The 21,475-nt window shown below is 60.7% G+C and carries 16 protein-coding genes; 14 read left to right on the top strand and 2 right to left on the bottom strand.

Annotated features, from left to right (window positions below; translation table 11 throughout):
* Positions 1–63 precede the first annotated feature (63 nt).
* The 5 genes from C8N35_RS11930 (at position 64) to C8N35_RS11915 (ending at position 4,603) form a co-directional block, all read left to right on the top strand.
* Entirely contained in the window at positions 64–777 is a 714-nt protein-coding gene (locus C8N35_RS11930) for an alanyl-tRNA editing protein (protein WP_107989905.1), read from the top strand.
* A gap of 44 nt (positions 778–821) precedes the next feature.
* Positions 822–1,655, top strand: coding sequence for a 3-mercaptopyruvate sulfurtransferase (gene sseA / locus C8N35_RS11925; RefSeq protein WP_107989904.1), 834 nt, complete (start codon positions 822–824; stop codon positions 1,653–1,655).
* A 223-nt stretch (positions 1,656–1,878) separates the two neighbouring features.
* Complete coding sequence (locus C8N35_RS23655) at positions 1,879–2,172, top strand: hypothetical protein (protein ID WP_146177386.1); 294 nt, start codon at positions 1,879–1,881, stop codon at positions 2,170–2,172.
* Between the two features lie 317 nt (positions 2,173–2,489).
* A complete protein-coding gene (locus tag C8N35_RS11920) occupies positions 2,490–2,837 on the top strand; it encodes a hypothetical protein (RefSeq protein WP_107989903.1) in 348 nt (115 codons plus the stop codon).
* Between the two features lie 239 nt (positions 2,838–3,076).
* Positions 3,077–4,603, top strand: a complete 1,527-nt coding sequence (locus C8N35_RS11915; RefSeq protein WP_170122089.1) for an OmpA family protein — start codon at positions 3,077–3,079, stop codon at positions 4,601–4,603.
* Between the two features lie 171 nt (positions 4,604–4,774).
* On the opposite strand, the gene C8N35_RS11910 is transcribed toward C8N35_RS11915, so the two are convergent.
* Positions 4,775–5,299, bottom strand: coding sequence for a gamma carbonic anhydrase family protein (locus C8N35_RS11910; RefSeq protein ID WP_107989901.1), 525 nt, complete (start codon positions 5,297–5,299; stop codon positions 4,775–4,777).
* 483 nt (positions 5,300–5,782) lie between these two features.
* Between C8N35_RS11910 and C8N35_RS11905 the strand changes: the two genes are divergently transcribed.
* The 4 genes from C8N35_RS11905 to C8N35_RS11890 all read left to right on the top strand — a co-directional run bounded on the left by C8N35_RS11905 (position 5,783) and on the right by C8N35_RS11890 (position 10,707).
* Positions 5,783–6,316: a DUF2478 domain-containing protein gene (locus C8N35_RS11905; protein ID WP_170122088.1), complete on the top strand. Its 534-nt coding sequence runs from the start codon at positions 5,783–5,785 to the stop codon at positions 6,314–6,316.
* Positions 6,317–6,320: 4 nt separating this feature from the next.
* Entirely contained in the window at positions 6,321–7,358 is a 1,038-nt protein-coding gene (gene moaA, locus C8N35_RS11900) for a GTP 3',8-cyclase MoaA (RefSeq protein WP_107989899.1), read from the top strand.
* Between the two features lie 8 nt (positions 7,359–7,366).
* Positions 7,367–7,888 (top strand): molybdopterin adenylyltransferase, encoded by a 522-nt coding sequence (gene mog, locus C8N35_RS11895; RefSeq protein WP_107989898.1) that lies wholly within the window; start codon positions 7,367–7,369, stop codon positions 7,886–7,888.
* Between the two features lie 185 nt (positions 7,889–8,073).
* Positions 8,074–10,707, top strand: coding sequence for an ATP-binding protein (locus C8N35_RS11890; RefSeq protein ID WP_170122087.1), 2,634 nt, complete (start codon positions 8,074–8,076; stop codon positions 10,705–10,707).
* A gap of 23 nt (positions 10,708–10,730) precedes the next feature.
* Here C8N35_RS11890 and C8N35_RS11885 read toward each other — a convergent pair whose 3' ends face one another.
* Positions 10,731–11,456: a response regulator gene (locus tag C8N35_RS11885; RefSeq protein ID WP_107989896.1), complete on the bottom strand. Its 726-nt coding sequence runs from the start codon at positions 11,454–11,456 to the stop codon at positions 10,731–10,733.
* Here C8N35_RS11885 and torC point away from each other — a divergent pair.
* The 5 genes from torC to torA (C8N35_RS11860) all read left to right on the top strand — a co-directional run bounded on the left by torC (position 11,455) and on the right by torA (C8N35_RS11860) (position 21,325).
* On the top strand, positions 11,455–12,756 hold the full coding sequence (gene torC, locus C8N35_RS11880) for a pentaheme c-type cytochrome TorC (protein ID WP_245926765.1): 1,302 nt from the start codon (positions 11,455–11,457) through the stop codon (positions 12,754–12,756). The genes C8N35_RS11885 and torC overlap by 2 nt on opposite strands.
* A 73-nt stretch (positions 12,757–12,829) precedes the next feature.
* The gene (locus C8N35_RS11875; RefSeq protein ID WP_107989895.1) at positions 12,830–13,471 is read left to right on the top strand and encodes a molecular chaperone TorD family protein; all 642 of its coding nucleotides are present in this window, start codon (positions 12,830–12,832) and stop codon (positions 13,469–13,471) included.
* Between the two features lie 51 nt (positions 13,472–13,522).
* Entirely contained in the window at positions 13,523–16,000 is a 2,478-nt protein-coding gene (torA, locus tag C8N35_RS11870) for a trimethylamine-N-oxide reductase TorA (protein ID WP_107989894.1), read from the top strand.
* A gap of 184 nt (positions 16,001–16,184) precedes the next feature.
* On the top strand, positions 16,185–18,656 hold the full coding sequence (gene torA / locus C8N35_RS11865) for a trimethylamine-N-oxide reductase TorA (RefSeq protein ID WP_107989893.1): 2,472 nt from the start codon (positions 16,185–16,187) through the stop codon (positions 18,654–18,656).
* Positions 18,657–18,847: 191 nt separating this feature from the next.
* Complete coding sequence (torA, locus tag C8N35_RS11860) at positions 18,848–21,325, top strand: trimethylamine-N-oxide reductase TorA (RefSeq protein WP_107989892.1); 2,478 nt, start codon at positions 18,848–18,850, stop codon at positions 21,323–21,325.
* The last annotated feature ends 150 nt before the right edge of the window (positions 21,326–21,475 follow it).

The raw sequence follows: 21,475 nt of genomic DNA, 5'->3' as shown, positions 1-21,475 counted from the left end.
CTTTGCCCCCGCCCTTGCTCTAAGGTCCGAAACTCCCGTTCCCTTCCAACCTTGGGCAACTCCATGACCGAGGCTCTTTTCCGCGACGACTCCTATCTTCAGACCTGCCAGGCGCGCGTGACCGGCGTCAACGAGCGGGGCGGCATTCTGCTTGACCGGAGCATCTTCTTCGCCACCGGCGGAGGTCAGCCCGGCGATACCGGCATGATCGAGCGCCCGGATGGAAGCAGCATCGCCATCGGCGCAACCGTATTTGGTGAGAGCAAGGAGCAGATCGTCCACGTGCCGGCCGCCGAAGGCCCCTTGCCGGACGTGGGCGAAACGATCGTCGCCACGATCGACTGGCATCGGCGCTATCGCCACATGCGCATGCACACTGCTCTTCACATCATCTGCGCCGCGATGCGCACGAAGATCACCGGGGCGCAGATCGGCGAGGAAGAGAGCCGGATCGATCTCAACATGCAGGATCCGCCCGACCGCGACGCCGTGCTCGCCGCGATCATGGAGGCGGTCAATGCGGATCATCCGGTCACGACCGAATGGATCACCGACGCGCAACTCGACGCCAATCCCGATTTGATAAAATCGATGAGCGTCTCGCCGCCGCGTGGTTCCGGCCTAGTGCGACTGGTCAGGATCGGCGCGAACTTCGATCTCCAGCCGTGCGGCGGCACGCACGTCAGGACGACCTCCGAAATCGGACAGGTCACAATCACCAAGATTGAAAAGAAAGGCCGCCTCAACCGGCGCATCCGCATCCGACTGGACGACTGAGCTCCACCCCCAATCAATCACGAAGAACATTCAAGGGAGGTCATATGGACCGCCGCAATCTCGTATCAACGGACTGGCTTCAGGACCATCTCCATGCGCCGGACGTGGTGGTGCTCGACGGATCGTGGCACATGCCCGCCGAAAATCGCGACCCAAAGCGCGAATATCTGGACGCCCATATCCCTGGTGCCCTCTTTTTCGATATCGATGCCATTGCGGATACATCCAGCGATCTGCCGCACATGCTGCCTTCTGCTGCGGCCTTTTCCTCGATGATGCGCAAGATGGGGATCGGCGACGGCCAGACAATCGTGGCGTATGACAGTCTGGGGCTTATCTCCGCGCGCGTGTGGTGGATGTTCAAGGCGATGGGGGCCGAGCACGTCTATGTGCTCGACGGAGGACTGCCAAAATGGCAGGCGGAAGACCGACCGCTTGAAACCGGCGAGGTTTCCAGGCCGGAGCGCCATTTCACGGCCAGGCTCAACCACGCAGTGCTGCGCGATATCGATGACATGCGCATCGCGTCCGCCAATGGGACCCAGATCGTGGACGCACGTTCCCGGGCACGTTTCGATGCCCAGGAGCCCGAACCGCGTCCGGGCCTGCGCGGCGGACACATTCCAGGCAGTATCAACGTCCATTACAAGGGTCTTCTCGAGAGCGAGAACCGGCTCAAGCCGACCGAAGGCCTCGCCGCGGTGTTTCGCGAAGCGGGCGTGGATCCGGCGCAACAGGTCATCACCACCTGCGGTTCCGGCGTCACCGCCGCGATTCTCGCGCTTGCGCTGGATGAAATCGGGGCCCGCCACGTGGCAGTCTACGACGGATCCTGGACAGAATGGGGCGGAGATCCGGATACCCCGATAGAACCCTGATACCGCCGTACCATCGGCGCGAAACATCGGAAAGAAGGCTGCCTTTCCAACCGCACGGCAATGCAACGCCGCCTTCTTTTCGTCATTTCATCGGCACGCAAAAAACACGACGATTTGGTCAAACCTTTTCTCGGTTGTTGGGCTCATGCCGAGCGAAACGCGCGGTTCCCATGCTTGGAGGCTCCGGTTCGTTTCGCTCGATCAACGCGAGGAAAGAACGCAAATGATACGCACACCGGGAAAACTCATCGCGGCCCTGGCTGCTGCGGCGATCTTCGCTCCTGTGATCGGAGCGGATGCGGCGGGCGCTCAGAATACGCCGCACCCGCATGACGAGACGGTCAAACAGACGCCACCCCCCAAAACAATCACCAAAACACCCGATGCAACGGGCCAACCTCCTACGACGCAGAAAAAGGCAGGGCCGAAGGAAAGCAGTGAGCGGAAGACGCCAAGACGTGTGGACGATCAGGCCCACAGGCCAGTCCAACCCAACATCACAACTCCGAACGATTGACGTTCTCTCACCACGTCCCGATATGTCGATTCAGCCGCTCTGTTTTATCGCCCACCGTATGAAGCAGGGTTCCGGGCGTTATCGCGCGACAAACGTCCGCGGGTTTTCTCCTCACGCCTGAACGACAATCTCTCACGGCTATCGCCATTCGTTGAAGCCCGGTTTTGGATTGTAATTTTTTTCAGGGGCGTAAATTTTTTTCACGCCGAATGAAACCAACTCTTGAAGCGCGCGTTTATTTCCTGAAAGCGCGGTCGACGGGCCCTTCGGGGTCGGCCGATCGCCACGACAAGCATTGAACAAGGAAAGGCGCAACAATGTTTATCAAGAACAAGACGCTTGTTGCCGGGATTGCGGCACTCGCGATTGCCGCTCCGAGTATCGCTCTCGCCGCGAACAACAATACCCGTCCCATCGAGGGCGTGATCAGTTCACCGCAGCCTGTCGGCGTCACTTCCAATTACGGCGCCACGCGTATGGATACCGGTTACGGCACCAGGACGACCCGGCCCGTAGAACACGTGATCGCGGCTCCGACGTTGAAGTCGGGCGTCGCCTTCTCCCGCGGGGAAGCCACGCGCGACCAGACCTTGAACAGTTCCACGCGGCCGTATGAGGGTGTCATCGCTCATTCGCAACCGGTTGGACTGGCCAAGTCTTACTAATCGTTCGCAGATACAGTTCCCTATGCCTCATCAAGGCAGAAGAAGCCCCCGGAGCACATCGCCCCGGGGGTGTTTTTTTGAAAATTTGGAACGATGTGGGGAACATTTTCCCTGTACGCCCGGTTTTCACCGCAAAGTGCATCACATTGTTTCCGCAACGTCGGCAGTGTTCGACCCCACACCTGAATAGGCCCGTTCAAATGCGAGGTTTTCCGATTACCATGCCCGGTCAAATCAACATGGCGAGGCTTCTGGGCGCTGCAATTTCCGTCGGCTTGCTTGGGCTCTCTGTCATGGGAACGCCCCGCGCCGATGCTGCTGAACTCAAGCTTGCTCAGTCTGCATTGCCACCGATCTTCAAATGTCAGAAGAACCCGGATTCACCCGGATGCCGTGACAATGGAAAGAAGGCACCGTCTCAGAAAGCGAAAGGCGAAGGACCGGCATTGCGCCCTCTCGAGAAGAAGTCGCCTTCGCAAGACGGAAATCGCAACTCGCAGACCCAGCAACGGCTGCATCAGGAGTTGAAGAAAGAGAAGGCCTCGCGCGAACACAAACCGAAGGACGAGGCGAGACAGCCCCGCCCCGAGCAACCCGCGCCCGCACGGCCGGAGAAAGCGCGCGAGGCGCCTCCCGCTTCCGGTGCCGCCGAGCGTGAGCGGAAGCGCCCCGAGCAACGCCAGAGGCCGCGACAGGAAGCACAACCTGGCGCGAAGCCGAGGTCGAGAGAGTTCGATGGGCGCAAGCGCCCTGACGAACGCCGAGACAATATGGATCGCCGTCCGCAAGCGGAAGACCGTCGTCCGCCGGATCGAAAGCGCGATGCAGACGGACGCAAACAACGCGACGAGCGTGCGAACGACAGGAACGGGGCTGCGGACAAAAGCCAGGATCGCGACAGGAACCGCAGGAAACCCGACAAGGACCGAGCGCTTGAATATTCCGTTCCGATCCCCGGTGTGAACGGACGCGTGATCATCCGGAACGACGGCAATGTCACCGTTCGTTCCAACGACGAAGACCGCTTCGACGGACGCAGGGGCGAGCGCGACGTGCGAAAGCTGTCGGGTGGACGGACGCAGACCGTAATCCGCCGTCCCAATGGCAGCGCCGTCATTACCGTTCGTGATCGTGATGGAGATATCGTCCGCCGCGTTCGCAGGACACGGGATGGCCGCGAGATCGTCCTGATTGACAATGATCGCGTGCGTCGCGACGAGCGCCCCCTGCGGTTACCGCCACTTCGCGTGGACATTCCAAGAGATCGCTACATCGTGGAAGGTGAAGCCGGGCGCAGGCCAATGATCGAGGAAGCCCTGCGTGCAGGGCCGGTCGAGCGGGTAGAGAGGCCGTATTCCCTCTACGAAATCAGGCGTAACGAGCGCTTGCGTGCCAAAATGCGCCGCGTTGACCTGAGCCTGACGTTTGCCTTCGACTCGGCCGCAATTCCCGGCGACCAGTATGACCAGCTCGAGGCGATCGGCGTCTCGATCCAGGACGAATTGGCCCGAGATCCTGCAGAGGTCTTTCTCGTCGAAGGCCATACGGATGCGCCAGGATCCTACGACTACAACCTCCGGCTTTCCGATGCCCGGGCTGAATCGGTTGCTATCGCCTTGTCGGACTACTTCGCCATTCCGCCCGAGAACCTCGTTACCCAGGGCTACGGCGAGGAATATCTGAAGATCGATACGCTTGAGCGGGAGCGCAGAAACAGGCGGGTGACGATCCGCAGGATCACTCCCCTTTTGGAAGGCTCGCGTTGACCCTCATTTTGTGAGGATCATTGGCGGGGATACAGAGGGCCGCGGCAAAAGCTGCGGCCCTTCCTGCATGCGTCGGAATTTCGTAGTCAGGTGCCTCGCCTCCGCCACGCCGAGCGTGGCTTTCGGCCGTATTTCCCCAAGGCGCGAGATCTCATCGGCGATTGCCCGCCGTCAAACCTCAGCAAGCCCCGCCGCGTAACGTTTCCAGTTGGCGACATATCTGTCGGCTGACAGGCGCAGGTCGGCGATTGCCTCTTCCCCGAGTGCGCGAACCACCTTGCCCGGCATTCCCATGACGAGGCTGCCGTCCGGGATTTCCTTTCCTTCAGTGACGAGCGCTCCGGCACCGATCAGACAGTTCTTTCCGACCTTCGCGCCATTCAGAACGGTTGCACCCATACCGATCAGCGAATTGTCGCCGATCATGCAGCCATGGATGATCGCCCGATGTCCGATGGTACAGCCCTCGCCGATCGTCACCGGAAAGCGGGGGTCGGTGTGGATCATCGTCATTTCCTGAATATTGCTGCGCGCGCCGATGCGGACCGGCTCGTTGTCCCCACGCAGAACACAGCCGAACCATATTCCGACATCTCGGCCGATGACCACCTGACCGATCACATGCGCATCGGGGGCAACCCAGAAGGCATCTCCATCGCTCTGCGGTGCATGATCGTCCAGGCGGTAAAGCGTCATGAAACAACTCCAAGGAAAGGGAACGTTCGCCGCGGAATGCAAAAGTCGGCGAAGCAAATGGATGCGCAGCGATCATCGCGAATTCGCCGGGCCCCATCAAGACACCGCTGACAGCGCATCTATCGGCCGCCTCCCCGGTGAGCGACCATGCTTATGGCGATTTGTCGCGCACGGCGCCACAATCGCGGGTTGCTGCGCTTCCTGCGCGCTTGTGCCCGCAGAATTCGCACACCATCACTTCGTCTCTTGAGGCAAATCAAGGCTCCATCCCGCCATCGCTCGCAAAAGGGAGATTGGAAGGGAACCGACGTACCGCCTGGTCCCAACCGATAGTTGCGTCTGTCGCGACGTTTCGCCAGCATGAACAGATGATGCGCATGTTTGCGGACGACGACACCAAGGCTACACAAGGTCTCCTGCCGCAGGCGATCGCGCGAACCGAAAGCCCTGCCTGCCGCCCAACACAAAAGCCGGGATACGACCGTGACGAGCGACTATCGCCTCGCGGCAATCGCCGCCGATGAAAAGGGCTCGATCGAACCGCTTTTCGATATCATCCTCGCCTCCCTGCGTGACGAGGGGCGGACGGTCGTCGGCTTTATTCAGCGCGGCGCCTGCAACGATCCCGGATGTCCCGAAACGACGGTGATGGAAGACGTCGAAACCGGCGAGCGCATACCAATCATGCAGTCGCTGGGTCCGTCCTCCCAAAGCTGCCAGCTCGATCCCGACAAGCTCGCCAGAGTGACCGCGTCGGTACTGTCACGCCTGCCGGCACTGCCCGATATTGCAGTGGTCAACCGCTTCGGGCGTGCGGAGGCGGATGGTGGCGGGATGCGTGCCGTTTTCGAAACGGCACTGGAACTCGACGTCCCGGTCCTCACTGCTGTCAATGAAGACTATCGCTCCGCCTGGACCGCCTATGTCGGCGCTCTCTCTCCCGTCCTCCTCCCGGCCAGCCCTGTCGCTGTGCTCGCCTGGTGCCGTGACACCCTTGAACATTCCCGAGCACGTTAACAGCATGTCTCAAGACCCAGCTTCCGTTCTCCCGGCCGTTCCCCAGGGCCCCCTCCTCACCGACAGCTTCGGTCGCACCATGTCCTATCTGCGGCTCTCGGTGACCGATCGCTGCGATTTGCGTTGCGTCTACTGCATGGCCGAGCACATGTGTTTCGTTTCGCACCGTGATCTGCTGACGCTTGAAGAGCTGTACCGGTTATCGGCCGTCTTCATGCGCCACGGGGTGCGCAAGATCCGCATTACCGGCGGCGAGCCGCTGGTGCGCAAGAACATCATGTGCCTGTTCGAGATGCTCTCCAGACACATCAAATCGGGCGAGCTCGACGAACTCGTCCTGACGACCAATGGCACCCAGTTGCCACGTTTTGCCGGAAAGCTGCATGAACTGGGCCTTCGTCGCATCAACGTCTCGCTCGACAGCCTTGATCCGGAGCGCTATCGCACGTTGACGCGCGGCGGCGATGTCAGGAAGGCGCTCGCCGGCCTCGACGCCGCCCAGGAGGCCGGCCTGAAGATCAAACTCAATTCGGTCGCCATGCGCGGCGAGTTCGAACGCGAGGTTGACCATCTGATCGACTTCGCTCACGGTCGCGGCATGGACCTGACACTGATCGAAGAAATGCCGCTCGGCGACGTCCATCACGACCGCGCGAAGAGCTTCCTGCCACTCGACAAGGTCAGGAAAGATCTGGAGAGTCGCTGGACCCTGGTCCCAATCGAGGACAAGACCGGAGGTCCCGCCCGCTACGTCCGGATCGAGGAGACGGGTGGCCGGCTCGGGCTCATAACCCCGCTTTCCTGCGATTTCTGTGCAAGTTGCAACAGACTCCGCGTAAGCTGCACGGGAGAACTCTTCACCTGCCTTGGCAAGGATAGCTCAGTCAGCCTGCGTGAGGCGCTTCGCGGGTCCTCGGGTGATGAACAGGTCGAAACCCAGATATTCGACGCGGTGGCACACAAACCCGAATGCCACAATCTTTCCGTCGCAGCCGAGGCCGTCAGCGGCATCGGCCGTCACATGTCCGTGCTCGGAGGCTGAATCCGAAAATGAAGATCGTCGTCGTCACCATTTCCGACCGCGCGAGTCGGGGCGTATACGAAGATATCTCGGGCCCCGCCATCGTCGACTGGCTGGAGAAGGCCATCACCAGCCCTTGCGAGATCGTGAGGGTGATCATCCCGGACGGCGAGGAAGTCGTTCGCGACGAACTCATCCGCATCGCCGATGAGGAACATGCCGACATGGTGCTGACCACGGGCGGCACCGGCCCCTCCCCGCGCGACCAGACGCCGGAGGCGATGAAGGCGGTTCTGGAGAAGGAGCTGCCAGGGTTCGGAGAACTGCTGCGCAAGGTCGGCCTGGCCCAGACGCCGACCTCCATTCTGTCGCGCCAGACAGCGGGCACACGCGGTAAAACGTTCTATCTGAACCTCCCCGGCAAGCCGGCTGCGATCGAGATGTCGCTCGATGCCGTCTTTCCGGCCATTCCCTATTGCCTCGACCTTATTGGCGCCGGGCGGATCGAGACGGATCCTGCCGTGGTGGTCAGCTTCCGACCGGGGGGCTGACCGATCTGATGGCAAAAGACCGGCCGCAGGGAGGGCGCCGCCGGGAGAGCCCGTTCGACCGGATATCCGTCGCCAAGGGGATCAAGCTTCTCTATGGCACGACCATCGCGATCATCATCGGCGCTACGCTTGTCGGCGTCGCGATTTCGTGGGGCCATTTTCTGGATGCCAAGCGTATCGTCGACTTGGTCGCGCTCGACCGCACGCTTTTTGTGGCATCCACCGAGACGCGGGGCGAAATCGGAAATATCGGCGTCGCCCTCCTCACCGACGAGGATGCCGGCAGCAAAGTCGATGACGCGCTTCACCGCGTCGACAACATCTACCGGCTCGTCTACCAGGGCATCGAGAAGCGCGATTTCGGCGGCAAGGCCGATGATCTTGCGCGACTTTCGCGCAGTTACGCACAGCAGGCGGCATTAGCAGATATTCCGCGCGACCAGGCGACATTGCCACACAGTCAACGCGACGTCGGCAAGATCGAAAGTTGGCGTCAGGCGATCTACGGCATGTCGCGGGCCTATGTGATGACTTCCGTACATGTGGGAACAGATCTCATCGCGCTCAATCCGCGGTTGGGACAGCTCGTCGCGATCCGGGAAATGTCCTTTGCTGTCCGGGACCGCTATTCACGGCAATGCTCCGCCTTCCGGCGTTCGGTGGAACGCGACATCCGGTTGCGAACCGCAGAACGTGACGCCTGGCAGCAGGATATCGGCGCCTATCGCGAATTGTGGAGACGGATGGAAGTCACCGCCTCTCATCTCCCCGAATATCCTCAACTCCAAGAGGCTGTGCGCCTGGGACAAACCAAGACGGCCGAAACCCAGCGCATGATGAGCTCTGTTCTGAACGGTCTCTCCGGCACGGGCAAGCGCGGTGCGGATCCCGCGATCTGGGCCAGTCATTGCTTCGACGTCTATGGCTCCATCATCGGTATTGGCCATATCGCGCTTGATCTGGCGCGCAAGGATGCCGAAGCGGAGCAGACCCGCGTTCTCGCGTATGGCAGCCTCTGGACCCTGGCCCTGATCCTCTCGATCGTCTTCAGCTATCTGACCTCGCGCTTTCTCCGCAGACGTTTTTCCCAACCGATGGCAACGATCACATCCTCCATCAAGAGACTGGAAGGTGGAGACTACCAGACGCCGATCCCGGTTTCCCGTTACGAAGACGAGCCCGGCGCAATCGGCGCGACGCTGGAAAGCCTGCGAGCGAAAGTGCAGAAAGCGGAGCGTCTGCGCCGGCATCTGGACCAGTTGCGCGATGATCTCGTCGACCATGCGAGAGAATCAAACAAGGCAAAGTCCCTGTTCCTGGCAACCATCAGCCACGAGATACGCACCCCGCTCAACGGCATTCTGGGTACCGTGCAGTTGCTGGGAGGCAGCCCGCTCAACTCCGATCAGCGACGTTGGATCGAGGCCCTTGAAATGTCGGGCGACCTGTTGCGAAATCTCGTGACCGATGTCCTGGATTATTCGCGTATCGAGGCCGGCAAATTCGTTCTGGCACGCATGCCGTTCAACCTGCGGGATCAAGTGGCGGTGGTCGAGGCGGCCATCACCACCTCCGCTCAGCAGAAAGGGCTCTCATACACCTCGCGGATTGCGCCCGATGTACCCGATCACCTGATTGGCGATCCCGCGAAAATCGGGCAAATCCTGCTCAACCTCGTCGGGAATGCTGTGAAGTTCACCGAAAGCGGATCCGTCAGCCTTACCGTGGATCTCGATCCGGCTCATCGCGATTCCCACGTCACCTGGATCCGGTTCGTCGTCGCGGATACCGGCATTGGCATCCCGACTGAACGACGCGACATCCTTTTCGATCCTTTCACGCAAGCGGATGGCAGCATATCGCGACGCTTCGGCGGTTCAGGGCTCGGATTGGCGATCTGCAAGGGGCTCCTGCAGATGATGGCCGGTCGCATCGAGTTTGAATGCCCGGAGACGGGTGGCACGACTTTCGTCGTCCGGATTCCGTTCGAAATCGCGGGGTCGCATGGAGAGGATGAGAAAGAGCGGAAACAGATCAGGGCCGTGTCCCGGCTCTCGGTACTTGTCGCCGAAGACAACCGCGTGAATGCCATGATCGCGGAGGAATTCCTTCGCAGATCGGGTCATGGAGTGACCGTCGTCGGAGATGGTATTTCGGCGGTCGAAGCCGCTGCGCGAGAAGACTTCGATGTTGTCTTGATGGACCTGTCCATGCCCCGGATCGACGGCATCGAAGCGACCCGCAGGATCCGCGCTCTTGACCACGAAACGCGCCGCATGGTGCCCGTAATCGCCCTGACAGCGGATTTGACAGCTGAACAAAGACTTGGCAACGAAATCGATCTTTTCGACGGCTTCCTGGGCAAGCCATATCTGCGTCAGGAGCTGAATGTCGCAATAGCCCGCGCCATCGGCCTTTTGGCCCACGAGGAAACCACTGCGGCATCAGAGGAAGAAGAGAACATCCTTCTCCAGCATGCTCGGGATCTGGGCGTCGACTGGGCCCACAAGATCGTCGAACTATACATAACCGAGACGCCACATGTCGCAGAAGGACTTAACCTGGCGTTGCGCAAAGGCGATCTGCAGGCCATCGCGGACATCGCTCACAGGATGGCGGGAGGTGCCGAGCATGTGGGCGCCCGCACGATTGCCAAGCATGCGCGCGACGCCGAGCGTGCGGCAGATTCCGGGGATGCCGAGGTCGCCTTACGCGCAGCAGCCACTCTTCTTCGTGTTCTCGATGATGAACTGAAGAGGTTCGCAACTCAGGCAGACAGTGAACTTGAGGGAACGAAGGGAACAGCCCGCCCCGCGTGATGCGGGTGGCATGAAGGGTCGCTTCAGGTAACCGGCTCGGTGAACACGTATCCGATACCGTATTCCGTGGCGATCAGGCGAGGCTTGCCCGGTTCCGGCTCGATCTTGCGTCGAAGCCGGCTGATGAGAACGTCGATCGTGCGATCGTTCGGATTCCATTCACGATCTGTCACAGATGCGATGAGTTCATCCCGGCTCATGATCTTCCCCGGATGCCGCGTCAAAGAGGCCAGCAGATCAAACTCGCCATGCGTCAACCTGCTCGACTCACCGTTGGGTGACGTGAGCCGATGTGATTCCAGATCAAGTGTCCAACCCGCGAACCGGCGAGTCCCCACTCGCTCTTCCCTTGCATCCGAGCGCGTGCGCCGCAAAACACTGTTCACCCGGGCAAGCAGCTCTCGTGTGGAAAACGGTTTGGTTACGTAGTCATCCGCTCCCAGCTCCAGTCCTATCACTCTGTCGATCTCGTCGGAGCGAGATGTCACGAGGATCACCGGTGCATCTGTACGATCCCGGATCTCCCGCATCAGCGTCAGTCCGTCGCAGTCCGGCAACTTGATGTCGAGAAGGAAGAGATCGATGCGCTCGCGGTCCATGACACGACGGAACGCTTCCGCGCTGTCGGCCGTAAAGACGTGGAATCCTGCGGTTTCGAAGTAGGTCCTCAGGGTTTCCTGAATAGTCGGCTCGTCATCGATGACTGCAATCCGAACCCCCAAGGGATTGTTCGCGGGTTCTGGTCTCATGGGGCTGTCTCATTTCGTTTACAACTTCACGACCTTCGTTAAAGGTCATCGCCACCTCCCTTTACATCATCCCGACACCCTCCCCCTACACCTAATTGTGATCTGCTTACGGACTGTCGGGAACCAAATGAAAAAAATCCTGAAAGCGATTGGCCGCTTCATGAAACGCCCCGTCGCTATAGGCGGCGCGGGCATTTTTGCCATTGTCGGCATAGCCGTTGGAGTTGTCGGTTATATCGGCTTCCACACAGCGTTGGAAATGACGACGTCCACAGAGTTCTGCATCAGCTGTCACACCATGCGGGACAACAACTTCGAAGAGTACAAGACGACCATCCACTACACAAACCCCGTGGGTGTTCGCGCCGGTTGCCCGGACTGCCACGTCCCCAAGGCCGGCTGGCCACTTTACAAGGCCAAGATCCTCGCGGCGCGCGACGTTTGGGGCGAGCTCACCGGCTCGATCGACACGCGCGAGAAATTCGAACAGGAGCGCTTGCGCCTGGCCAAGATCGTCTGGGCCGATATGAAGGCCAACGATTCCGCCCAATGCCGTAGCTGCCATTCCTTCGAAGCCATGGATTTCGAGCATCAAAAGCCGAATGCGGCGAAAATGATGCAGAAGGCAATGAAGGACGGAGACACCTGCATCGACTGCCACAAGGGCATCGCTCACCACCTGCCCGATATGGCAAGCGGCTACAAGTCACTGTTCAAGAACATCGCCGCAGCGGCACCCGACAATCGCAGCGCCGACACGCTTTACGCCATGAGCACCACTAAGCTGTTCGCCGAAAAGCCTGAGGGCGACGGCGGACGGGCCGCCGGCAACATCCTGCCGCTGACGGAAGTGCATGTCGTCGAGCGCAACGGCGACTGGATGAAGGTGCGGATCGACGGCTGGATGCAGGAAGGCATGGAGCGCGTTCTCGTCAAGGAAATGGGCCGCCGGCTGTTCCTGGCCACAGTGACCCAGGAAATGGCAGAGAAAGCCAAGGTTCTTGAAACGAAGACCGATCCGGACACCGACCTGAACTGGAAGGAAGGCGAGATAACCGTCTGGACCAGGATCGACGACTTCACATCCGAAAAAACCGCCCTGGCCGGCTATGGCGAGGAAATGTATAGCGCCGCTTGCGGTGCCTGCCACAGCGCCCCCGCCCCCGATCATTTCCTGGCGAACCAATGGATGGGCATCGTCAAGGACATGAAAGGCAACACCGCGCTCAGCAAGGAAGAAGTCCGCTACCTGCAGAACTACCTGCAGCTCCACGCCAAGGACATGCCCAAGCAGAGCTGACCTTCTTGCGGATCTCGCCAGTCAACGCCGGCGAGATCCCCTTCCTTCCCGCCTTTCAGGAACGAGTGTCCTCATGAACCACACCGATACCATTCCCGGTCCGCTTTACGCAGAGGCTCTCGCCACTTTGAGTGGAATATTCGGAGCCCCGCTGGACAAGGGCGATGTCGAGAATTTCTACCTGCCACTCGATCAGGGCCCGTTGGCGGCGCTCGCCGTGATTTCCCAACTCAATGGCACGGCGGAGGGCCTGCGTGAACGGGTTCGCAGCTTCGGCGAAACGACGAAAGCCGAAGTCGAACTCAACAAGGCCTTCTGCCTGCTCTTCCTGGGAGCGGGCGGACCGAAGTCTGCCCCTCCTTATGAATCCGCCTATGTCGGCAATGGCCGGCTTTTCCAGGAGCCGGCCGGGATCATGGCCAAATTGTTGCGCCAGCAGGGTCTGGCGCCTTCCGCGGACTTCCCCGAAGCGCCGGATCATCTGGTGCTGGAGCTCTCACTGCTTCAGGAAACGCTGCGCCTTGCCGGGCTGACCGAAGAGCAGGCCGATATCGACGTGATCCACAACCTGCACGCACGCCTGAATGGCTGGGTTCCCGACTTCGCAGCCGCGTGCGCAGCGTTTGACCGCACCGGGTTTTACGCTGACGCGGCTCGCCTTCTCGAAAGCCTCCTGAACCTTCCGCTGCCATGTCCCGAGCCCGCGGCCGCCTGAAATCCACCGTACAGACAACAATCGCCAACCCAATGTTGGAGGAATTACGTTATGAGCGTTGCTGACGTCACAACCATCTCCCTGTCGCGCAGGAGCTTTCTGACCGCGACCTCCTCGCTCCTGGCGCTCGGCGCCGCCGGCTCGTTGTTGCCGGGTGCGGTTGGTTCCGCCTTCGCCGCGGACGGCACCAAGGAAGTTCTCGGCGGTTCCCATTGGGGCGCCTTCTGGGCGACCGTGGAGGACGGACGGTTCACCAAGATCCGCCCCTGGGAGGGTGACTATCACCCCTCGGAACAGCTCCCGGGCGTTCAAGACGTCATCTACAACGCAGCCCGCATCAAGTATCCAATGGTGCGCCGCGCCTATCTGGAGAACGGCCCGAAGGCAGAGCGCGACAGCCGCGGCGACGGTGATTTCGTTCGCGTCACCTGGGATCAGGCGCTTGATCTCGTAGCCGGCGAAATCAAGCGGCTCGAGGATGAGGAAGGTCCCTGGGCGCTCTACGCCGGCAGCTATGGCTGGCGCAGTTCCGGCAAGATCGGCAATCCGCAGGTCATGCTGAAGCGCATGATGAACATGGCTGGCGGAGCGGTGACGAGTTCGTCCAACTACTCCAAGGCCGCGCTTGAAGGCATCATGCCCTACGTGCTCGGCTCCATCGACGCAGCCGGGCCGCAGACCAGCTATCAGTCGGTCGTGGAAAACACCGAACTGATCGTCTTCTGGGCCTCCGATCCCTACAAGACCAACCAGATCGCCTTCGCCCTGCCGGACCATGAGGAATACAAGTGGTTCGAGGACATGAAGAAGGCCGACATCAAGTCCGTCTTCATCAACCCCGTCCAGATCGAGTCCTGCAAGTCGCTCGGCGGCGAATGGGTACCAGTGCGCCCGCACAGCGACGTTGCCCTCGCGCTCGGCCTCTGCCACGTGTTGCTCACCGAAGACCTCTACGACAAGGACTTCATCAACGACTACACCTACGGCTTCGACGAATTCGCCGCATATCTGAAGGGCGAAGGTTGGGACAAGGTGGAAAAGACGCCGGAATGGGCGGCCGAACTGACCGAGGTCTCTGCCGATGATATCCGCGCTCTGGCACGCAGGCTCGTCAACGGTCGCACCATGCTGGTTTCCGGCTGGTCGACCCAGCGCATGCAATATGGCGAACAGTGGCCTTGGGTGTTCGTGACGCTTGCCGCGATGGTCGGTCAGGTCGGACTGCCCGGCGGCGGCTTCTGCCAGAACTACCATCTCTACAGCCAGGGCTCTCCCTCCTCCGACGCGCCGAACCTTGCACCGGGACTTTCCACCGGAACGCGGCAGGAGAAAAAGGAGTGGCCCGCTGAAAAAGGCGCAAAGGTCATCCCCGTCGCACGCATCGTCGACATGCTGGAAGGCCCGGGAAAGCCGTATGAGCACAACGGCGAAGCGCACGTCTACCCCGATGTGAAGATGACCTACTGGGTCGGTGGCAATCCGTTCCACCACCACCAGGACCGCAACCGTATGCGCAAGGCCTGGAAGAAGTTCGAGACAGTCGTCGTTCAGGACTTCCAGTGGACCTCGTCAGCTCGCTTCGCCGACATCGTCTTGCCGGCGACGACCACTTCCGAGCGCGATGAGATCGAGCAGGTGGGAACGGTGTCCAAGCGCGCCTACGTTGCGATGAAAAAACTCGTCGACCCGGTGTTTGAGTCCCGTACCGACTACGCGATCTTCTCCGACCTCGCGGGTCGTCTTGGATTTGGGCAGGCCTTCACCGAAGGAAAGAGCGAGCTCGATATGGTCCGCGAGACCTACGAGCAGGCCAAGTCGACGGCTGATTCCCAGGGCAAGGTCTCCATGCCCGACTTCGACACCTTCTGGGAGAAGGGCATTGTCGAGTTCGAGATCCCGGAGAAGAACCTGCGTCGTGTCAAGTATGCGGAGTTCCGTGAGGATCCGCTGATGAACATGCTGCCGACGCCGACGGGCAAGATCGAGATCTTCTCAAAGACCATCGAGAAGTTCGGTTACGACGATTGCCCGCCGCATGCCTCCTGGATTGAGCCGGTGGAATGGCTGGGAATGAAGGACAAGACCTATCCGCTCCAACTGAATTCCAACCACCCCGACTACCGCATGCACTCTCAGCTCAATGCGACCGTGGTGCGTGAACTCTACGCGGTGGCCGATCGCGAACCCTGCGTTATCAACACGCAGGACGCAGCCAAGCGCGGCATATCGGACGGCGACGTGGTGCGGGTCTTCAACGGCCGCGGCCAGATCCTGGCAGGTGCGGTTATCTCGGACGATATCCGCCCCGGCGTGCTTCAGGTCCAGGAAGGCGGCTGGTACGACCCGCTCGACAACGCCGATCCCAACACCTTGTGCAAGTACGGCGACGTGAATGTGCTGACGATCGACATCGGCACCTCGCGTCTCGCGCAGGCGACCTCGGCTCACACGTGCATGGTGGACGTGGAGAAATTTGAAGGTGACGTGCCCGAAGTGGACGTGTTCACCGCGCCCGCCGCCGCCGAATAAAATCTCATGCCTACCTTCGCGAGCCGGCCCGGCCGGCTCGCGGAACAACTTCCATACGAAACAGACTGGCAATCAGAACGAAAAAGGGGGGGGGCGAGGACCAGCAGACCTTGCTCCCTTGTTCGGAACGCCTCGTTTCGAAGACGCCCGAAAGACGTCCTGCTACTGAAGAGGAGAAGTAGTAATGACCGACAAGCACCTAGCATCGTGTTCGCTTACGCGCCGACGCTTCCTTACCGCCTCCACATCCCTGGCGGCCGTTGGAATGGCCGGTTCCATGATGCCGATGGGAGCCACCAGGGCCTTCGCGGCAGGCGAACAGAAAATTCAGAGCGGCAGCCACTGGGGGGTCTTCAACATGACCGTCAAGGACGGTCTGGCTGTCAAGATCGAACCTTGGGAAAAGGATCCCCACCCCACCCACCAGTTGCCCGGCGTGCTTGATTCCATGTACTCCGCGAGCCGCATCAAGTACCCGATGGTGCGCCGTTCCTACCTTGAAAACGGCCCGAAAGCGGAGCGTGACAGCCGCGGCGCCAGTGACTTCGTCCGCGTGTCCTGGGACAAGGCCCTCGACCTCGTTGCCAACGAGATCAAGCGGGTTCAGGACGAATCCGGCCCCTCTGCCGTCTTCGCCGGTTCCTATGGCTGGAAGAGCCCGGGCAAGTTTCACAATTGCCGCACGCTCGTCGCGCGGACGATGAACGTGCTGGGCGGTTACGTCAGCGGCACCGGCGACTATTCGACCGGAGCGGCCCAGGTGATCATGCCGCACGTCGTCGGCGGGCTGGAAGTCTATTCGCAGCAGACCTCCTGGCCGGTGCTGATCGACAACACCGACACCCTCGTCTTCTGGGCCGCAGACCCGATGAAGACCTGTCAGATCGACTGGCTGATCCCCGATCACGGCGTCTATGACTACCTGAAGGCATACAAGGCCACAGGGAAAAAGGTCATCTGCATCGATCCGTTCCACACCGAAACGGCCAAGACGATGGACGCAGAGTGGTTGGCCCCCAAACCTCAGACAGATGTCGCCATGATGCTGGGCATCGCCCACACGCTCTACAGCGAAGGGCTGCATGACGAGGATTTCCTGTCGACCTACACCTACGGCTTCGACAAGTTCCTGCCGTATCTGACGGGCGATGCCGATGGAACCCCCAAGGATGCGGAATGGGCCTCGAAGATCTGCGGCATTCCGGCCGACAAGATCAAGGAACTCGCGAAGCTGTTTGCCGGTGGCACCACCATGCTTGCGAGCGGTTGGTCCATCCAGCGCATGCAATATGGCGAGCAGGCCCACTGGATGCTGGTGACACTGGCCGCGATGCTCGGCCAGATCGGCACGCCGGGCGGCGGTTTCGGTCTCTCCTATCACTATTGCAGCGGCGGAACGCCGACGGCCAATGGTGTCTCCCTGCCAGGTATCGGTGACGGCAAGCAATCCAGCGAAAACAAGCCGGAGTGGCTCGCCTCAAGCGGTGCGTCCAGCATTCCGGTCGCCCGCGTCGTCGACATGCTGGAAAATCCGCGAGGCGAGTTCGACTTCAACGGCACGAGAGCGACCTATCCCGATATCAAGCTGGTTTACTGGGTGGGCGGCAACCCATTCGCGCACCATCAGGACCGCAACCGCATGGTCAAGGCCTGGAAAAAGGTCGAGACGTTCATCGTTCACGAAGCCCAGTGGACCGCGACCGCCCGTCAAGCCGACATCGTACTTCCGGCAACGACGTCCTACGAGCGCAACGACATGGAGCAGATCGGTTCCTATTCGAACCAGGGCATCGTGGCGATGAAGAAGATCGTCGATCCGATCGGCGAAGCGCGGAGTGATTTCGACATATTCTCCGCTATCTGCGCGAAGCTCGGCAAGGAAGCCGAATTCACCGAAAACAAGTCGGAAATGGATTGGCTGAAGAGCCTCTACGAGACCGCATCGTCGACGGCCGGAACCAAGGGAATCGATTTCCCCAGCTTCGATGACTTCTGGGAGGCAGGCTCCGTCCTCTACGAGGTGCCACAGGCCAACAAGGAATTCGTCCGTTTCGCCGAATTCCGAGACGATCCGCTGCTGAATCCGCTGGGAACGCCGACAGGCCTCATCGAGATCTATTCCAAGGCCATCGAGCGGATGAGCTACGACGATTGCCCGCCGCATCCGACCTGGATGCCCGCCAGGGAACTGACCGGCGTGGAAAGCACCAAATACCCGCTGCATGTGAACGCCTCCCACCCCGACGCCCGGCTTCACTCGCAGCTTTGCGGTACCGAGTTACGCAAGACCTACGCGATTGACGGACGGGAGCCTTGCGTGATCCATCCGGACGATGCAGCCAAGCGCGGCATCTCCGATGGGGATCTCGTGCGCGTCTTCAACGACCGCGGTCAGATCCTGACCGGGGCACGGGTATCCGATGACACGGCTCCCGGCGTCCTGCGTGTCTCTGAAGGCGGCTGGTACGACCCTGCGGATCCGCTCAAGGAAGGCTCACTCGATGCCTATGGCGACGTGAACGTTCTGACCTTCGATGTCGGCACCTCGAAACTCGCCCAAGGCAATTGCGGTCACTCGGCTGCGGCGGACGTGGAAAAGTTCACAGGAACACCTCCTGCGGTCAACGTTTTCACCGCCCCCGCGGCGGCCGAATAGCGCAGACGACGAATACCGGGTCGGCACACAGCCGGCCCGGACCCGGCCGGCGATAATGCCGGTCGACTATCGAGGTCCGGTATCGCGCCCAAGGGCGAACGACCACCCAGTCGCTAGGCTCTCCATTGGCGGAACATAAACCGACGGAAGCCCTCGGTTCCGGACTTCGCAAAAAACTGGAGAAGCTGTCGATGTCGACCAAAAGCTCATGGTCCCCGTCCCTATCACGCAGACGATTCCTCGTATCCTCAGCCTCGCTCGCCGCACTCGGTGCAGCGGGCTCGGTGTTGCCGGGCGGCGTGACGCGCGCCTTTGCAGCCGATAATTCCAAGGAGGTTCTCTCCGCGTCGCACTGGGGCGCCTTTTACGGCAAGGTCGAGGACGGCCGCTTCGTAAGCCTGCGTCCCTGGGACAAGGATCCGTTCCCGAACCAGGCGGTCCATGGCGTGCAGGACGTTGTCTACAACGCGGCCCGCATCAAGTATCCGATGGTGCGCCGCGCGTATCTGGAGAACGGCCCGAAGGCAGAGCGCGACAGTCGCGGCTCAGGCGATTTTGTCAAGGTTTCCTGGGACCAGGCGCTTGATCTGGTCGCTAAGGAAGTCAAGCGCCTTCAGGATGAGGAAGGCCCCTGGGCGATCTACACCGGCACTTATGGCTGGCAGAGCTCGGGGCGCGCCAACAACTCTCAGGCAATGCTGAAGAAGTTGATGAACCTGACGGGCGGCGCCGTCTTCTCAACGGGCGACTACTCCAAGGGCGCACTGGCCGGCATCATGCCTTACATTATGGGCCAGATCGATGCCGAGGGTCCCCAGACGAGTTATCTCTCGATCCTGGAGAACACCGACCAGATCGTGTTCTGGGCGTGTGATCCCTGGAAGAACAACCGTATCGCCTATTCTCCGCCGGACCATGGCGAGCATCTCTTCTTCGACGAACTGAAGAAGAAGAACGAGATGAAGAAGCTCTTCATCAACCCGATCCGTGGTGAGTTGTGCAAGGCGACCGACGGCGAATGGCTCGCCTCGCGCCCGCATGCGGACATTCCGTTGGCACTCGGCATCTGTCACGCGCTTCTCACCGAAGACCTTTACGACAAGGACTTCATCGAGAACTACACCTACGGTTTCGAAACCTTCGCCGACTACCTGATGGGCAAGGGCTGGGACAAGATCGAGAAGACGCCGGAATGGGCTGCCGAGCAGTGTGAAGTGCCTGCCGACAAGATCCGCGAACTGGCTCGCAGCTTCGTTGCCGGACGTACGATGCTGGTTTCCGGCTGGACACCGCAGCGCCAGCAGCACGGCGAACAGTGGCCGTGGATGTTCATTACGCTTGCCTGCATGGTCGGCCAGATCGGTCTGCCCGGCGGCGGCTTCTGCCAGCGCTACCATCTCGACAATCCGGGCGCGCCCCAATCGAACGGCCCGGCGCTGGGCAGCGCGGTCAACCCTGGAAAGCGCACTGAGAACAAGGAATGGCCGGACGAAAACGGCGCCAAGACCATTCCGTGCGCACGCATCGTCGACATGCTGGAGAACCCCGGCAAGGAATTCGAGCACAATGGTGAGACGCACATCTACCCGGATGTGAAGATGACCTACTGGACGGGTGGCAACCCGTTCCATCACCACCAGGACCGCAACCGCATGCGGAAGGCCTGGAAGAAGTTCGATACCGTCGTCATTCAGGACTACCAGTGGACGGCAACCGCCCGCTTCGCCGATATCGTCCTGCCGGCCACCACGACGTCGGAACGCAACGATATCGATCGCATCGGTTCGGTCGCGAACAAGGCCATTCTGCGGATGGCCAAGATCATCGACCCGGTGTTCGAAGCCCGCAACGACTACGACATCTTCACCGAACTCGCAGACCGGTTGGGCGTCAAGGACCAGTTCACCGAAGGCAAGTCCGAACAGGACATGATCAAGGGCATCTACGAGCAGGCCAAGGAAATGGCGGCCCGCAAGAATGTCGAAATGCCCGATTTCGATGATTTCTGGGACAAGGGCATCGTCGAATTCGAGGTTCCGGAAGAAAACCTGAGGCGCGTGAAATATGCGGACTTCCGCGAAGATCCGCTGATGAACATGATGCCGACGGCGACCGGCAAGATCGAGATCTACTCGAAGACCATCGAGAAGATGAGCTACGACGACTGCCCCCCGCATCCCTCGTGGATCGAACCGGCAGAATGGCTGGGACAGAAGGACAAGACCTATCCCGTCCATCTCAGCTCCAATCACCCGGACTGGCGCATGCATTCGCAGCTCTGCTCCACCAAGGTGCGTGAGATTTACGCCATCGCCGGCCGCGAACCCTGCCTGATCAACACCGAGGACGCCGCCGAACGCGGCATCAAGGATGGCGACATCGTGCGGGTCTTCAACGGCCGCGGCCAGATCCTGGCCGGTGCCAAGGTCTCCGATGATATCCGCCGCAGCGTGATCCAGGTGCAGGAAGGCGCCTGGTACGATCCCGACGATGTCAGCGATCCGAACACGCTGTGCAAATACGGCGATCCGAACGTGCTCACGCTCGACATCGGCACCTCGCGGCTCGCTCAGGCGACCTCGGCTCACACCTGCATGGTGCAGTTCGAGAAATACACCGGCGAAGTGCCGGAAGTGACTGCCTTCGTCGCACCCGCTGCCGCCGAGTAGCAAAGCGACCAGGCCTGCCGGGCCGGTATCGTCGGTCACCCGGCCCGGCAGCGCCTCGACGTTCTGAAGAGCCACCCGAGTCGGCAGACCGTTTCCGGCCGGACCGCCGACTCATACAGGGCCGGAGCCCCCTCCGGCCCTGTCATTTTT

The sequence above is a fragment of the Breoghania corrubedonensis genome (assembly GCF_003053845.1).
In the GTDB taxonomy this organism is placed as follows: domain Bacteria; phylum Pseudomonadota; class Alphaproteobacteria; order Rhizobiales; family Stappiaceae; genus Breoghania; species Breoghania corrubedonensis.
This window is presented reverse-complemented; position numbering and strand designations above follow the sequence as displayed.

What these genes read in the sequence shown, in the direction of transcription:
- C8N35_RS11930 (WP_107989905.1), top strand. Translation starts at nt 64, where the DNA reads ATGACCGAGGCTCTTTTCCGCGACGACTCCTATCTTCAGACCTGCCAG.
- sseA (WP_107989904.1), top strand. Translation starts at nt 822, where the DNA reads ATGGACCGCCGCAATCTCGTATCAACGGACTGGCTTCAGGACCATCTC.
- C8N35_RS23655 (WP_146177386.1), top strand. Translation starts at nt 1,879, where the DNA reads ATGATACGCACACCGGGAAAACTCATCGCGGCCCTGGCTGCTGCGGCG.
- C8N35_RS11920 (WP_107989903.1), top strand. Translation starts at nt 2,490, where the DNA reads ATGTTTATCAAGAACAAGACGCTTGTTGCCGGGATTGCGGCACTCGCG.
- C8N35_RS11915 (WP_170122089.1), top strand. Translation starts at nt 3,077, where the DNA reads ATGGCGAGGCTTCTGGGCGCTGCAATTTCCGTCGGCTTGCTTGGGCTC.
- C8N35_RS11910 (WP_107989901.1), bottom strand. Translation starts at nt 5,299, where the DNA reads ATGACGCTTTACCGCCTGGACGATCATGCACCGCAGAGCGATGGAGAT.
- moaA (WP_107989899.1), top strand. Translation starts at nt 6,321, where the DNA reads ATGTCTCAAGACCCAGCTTCCGTTCTCCCGGCCGTTCCCCAGGGCCCC.
- mog (WP_107989898.1), top strand. Translation starts at nt 7,367, where the DNA reads ATGAAGATCGTCGTCGTCACCATTTCCGACCGCGCGAGTCGGGGCGTA.
- torC (WP_245926765.1), top strand. Translation starts at nt 11,455, where the DNA reads ATGGGGCTGTCTCATTTCGTTTACAACTTCACGACCTTCGTTAAAGGT.
- C8N35_RS11885 (WP_107989896.1), bottom strand. Translation starts at nt 11,456, where the DNA reads ATGAGACCAGAACCCGCGAACAATCCCTTGGGGGTTCGGATTGCAGTC.
- C8N35_RS11875 (WP_107989895.1), top strand. Translation starts at nt 12,830, where the DNA reads ATGAACCACACCGATACCATTCCCGGTCCGCTTTACGCAGAGGCTCTC.
- torA (WP_107989894.1), top strand. Translation starts at nt 13,523, where the DNA reads ATGAGCGTTGCTGACGTCACAACCATCTCCCTGTCGCGCAGGAGCTTT.
- torA (WP_107989893.1), top strand. Translation starts at nt 16,185, where the DNA reads ATGACCGACAAGCACCTAGCATCGTGTTCGCTTACGCGCCGACGCTTC.
- torA (WP_107989892.1), top strand. Translation starts at nt 18,848, where the DNA reads ATGTCGACCAAAAGCTCATGGTCCCCGTCCCTATCACGCAGACGATTC.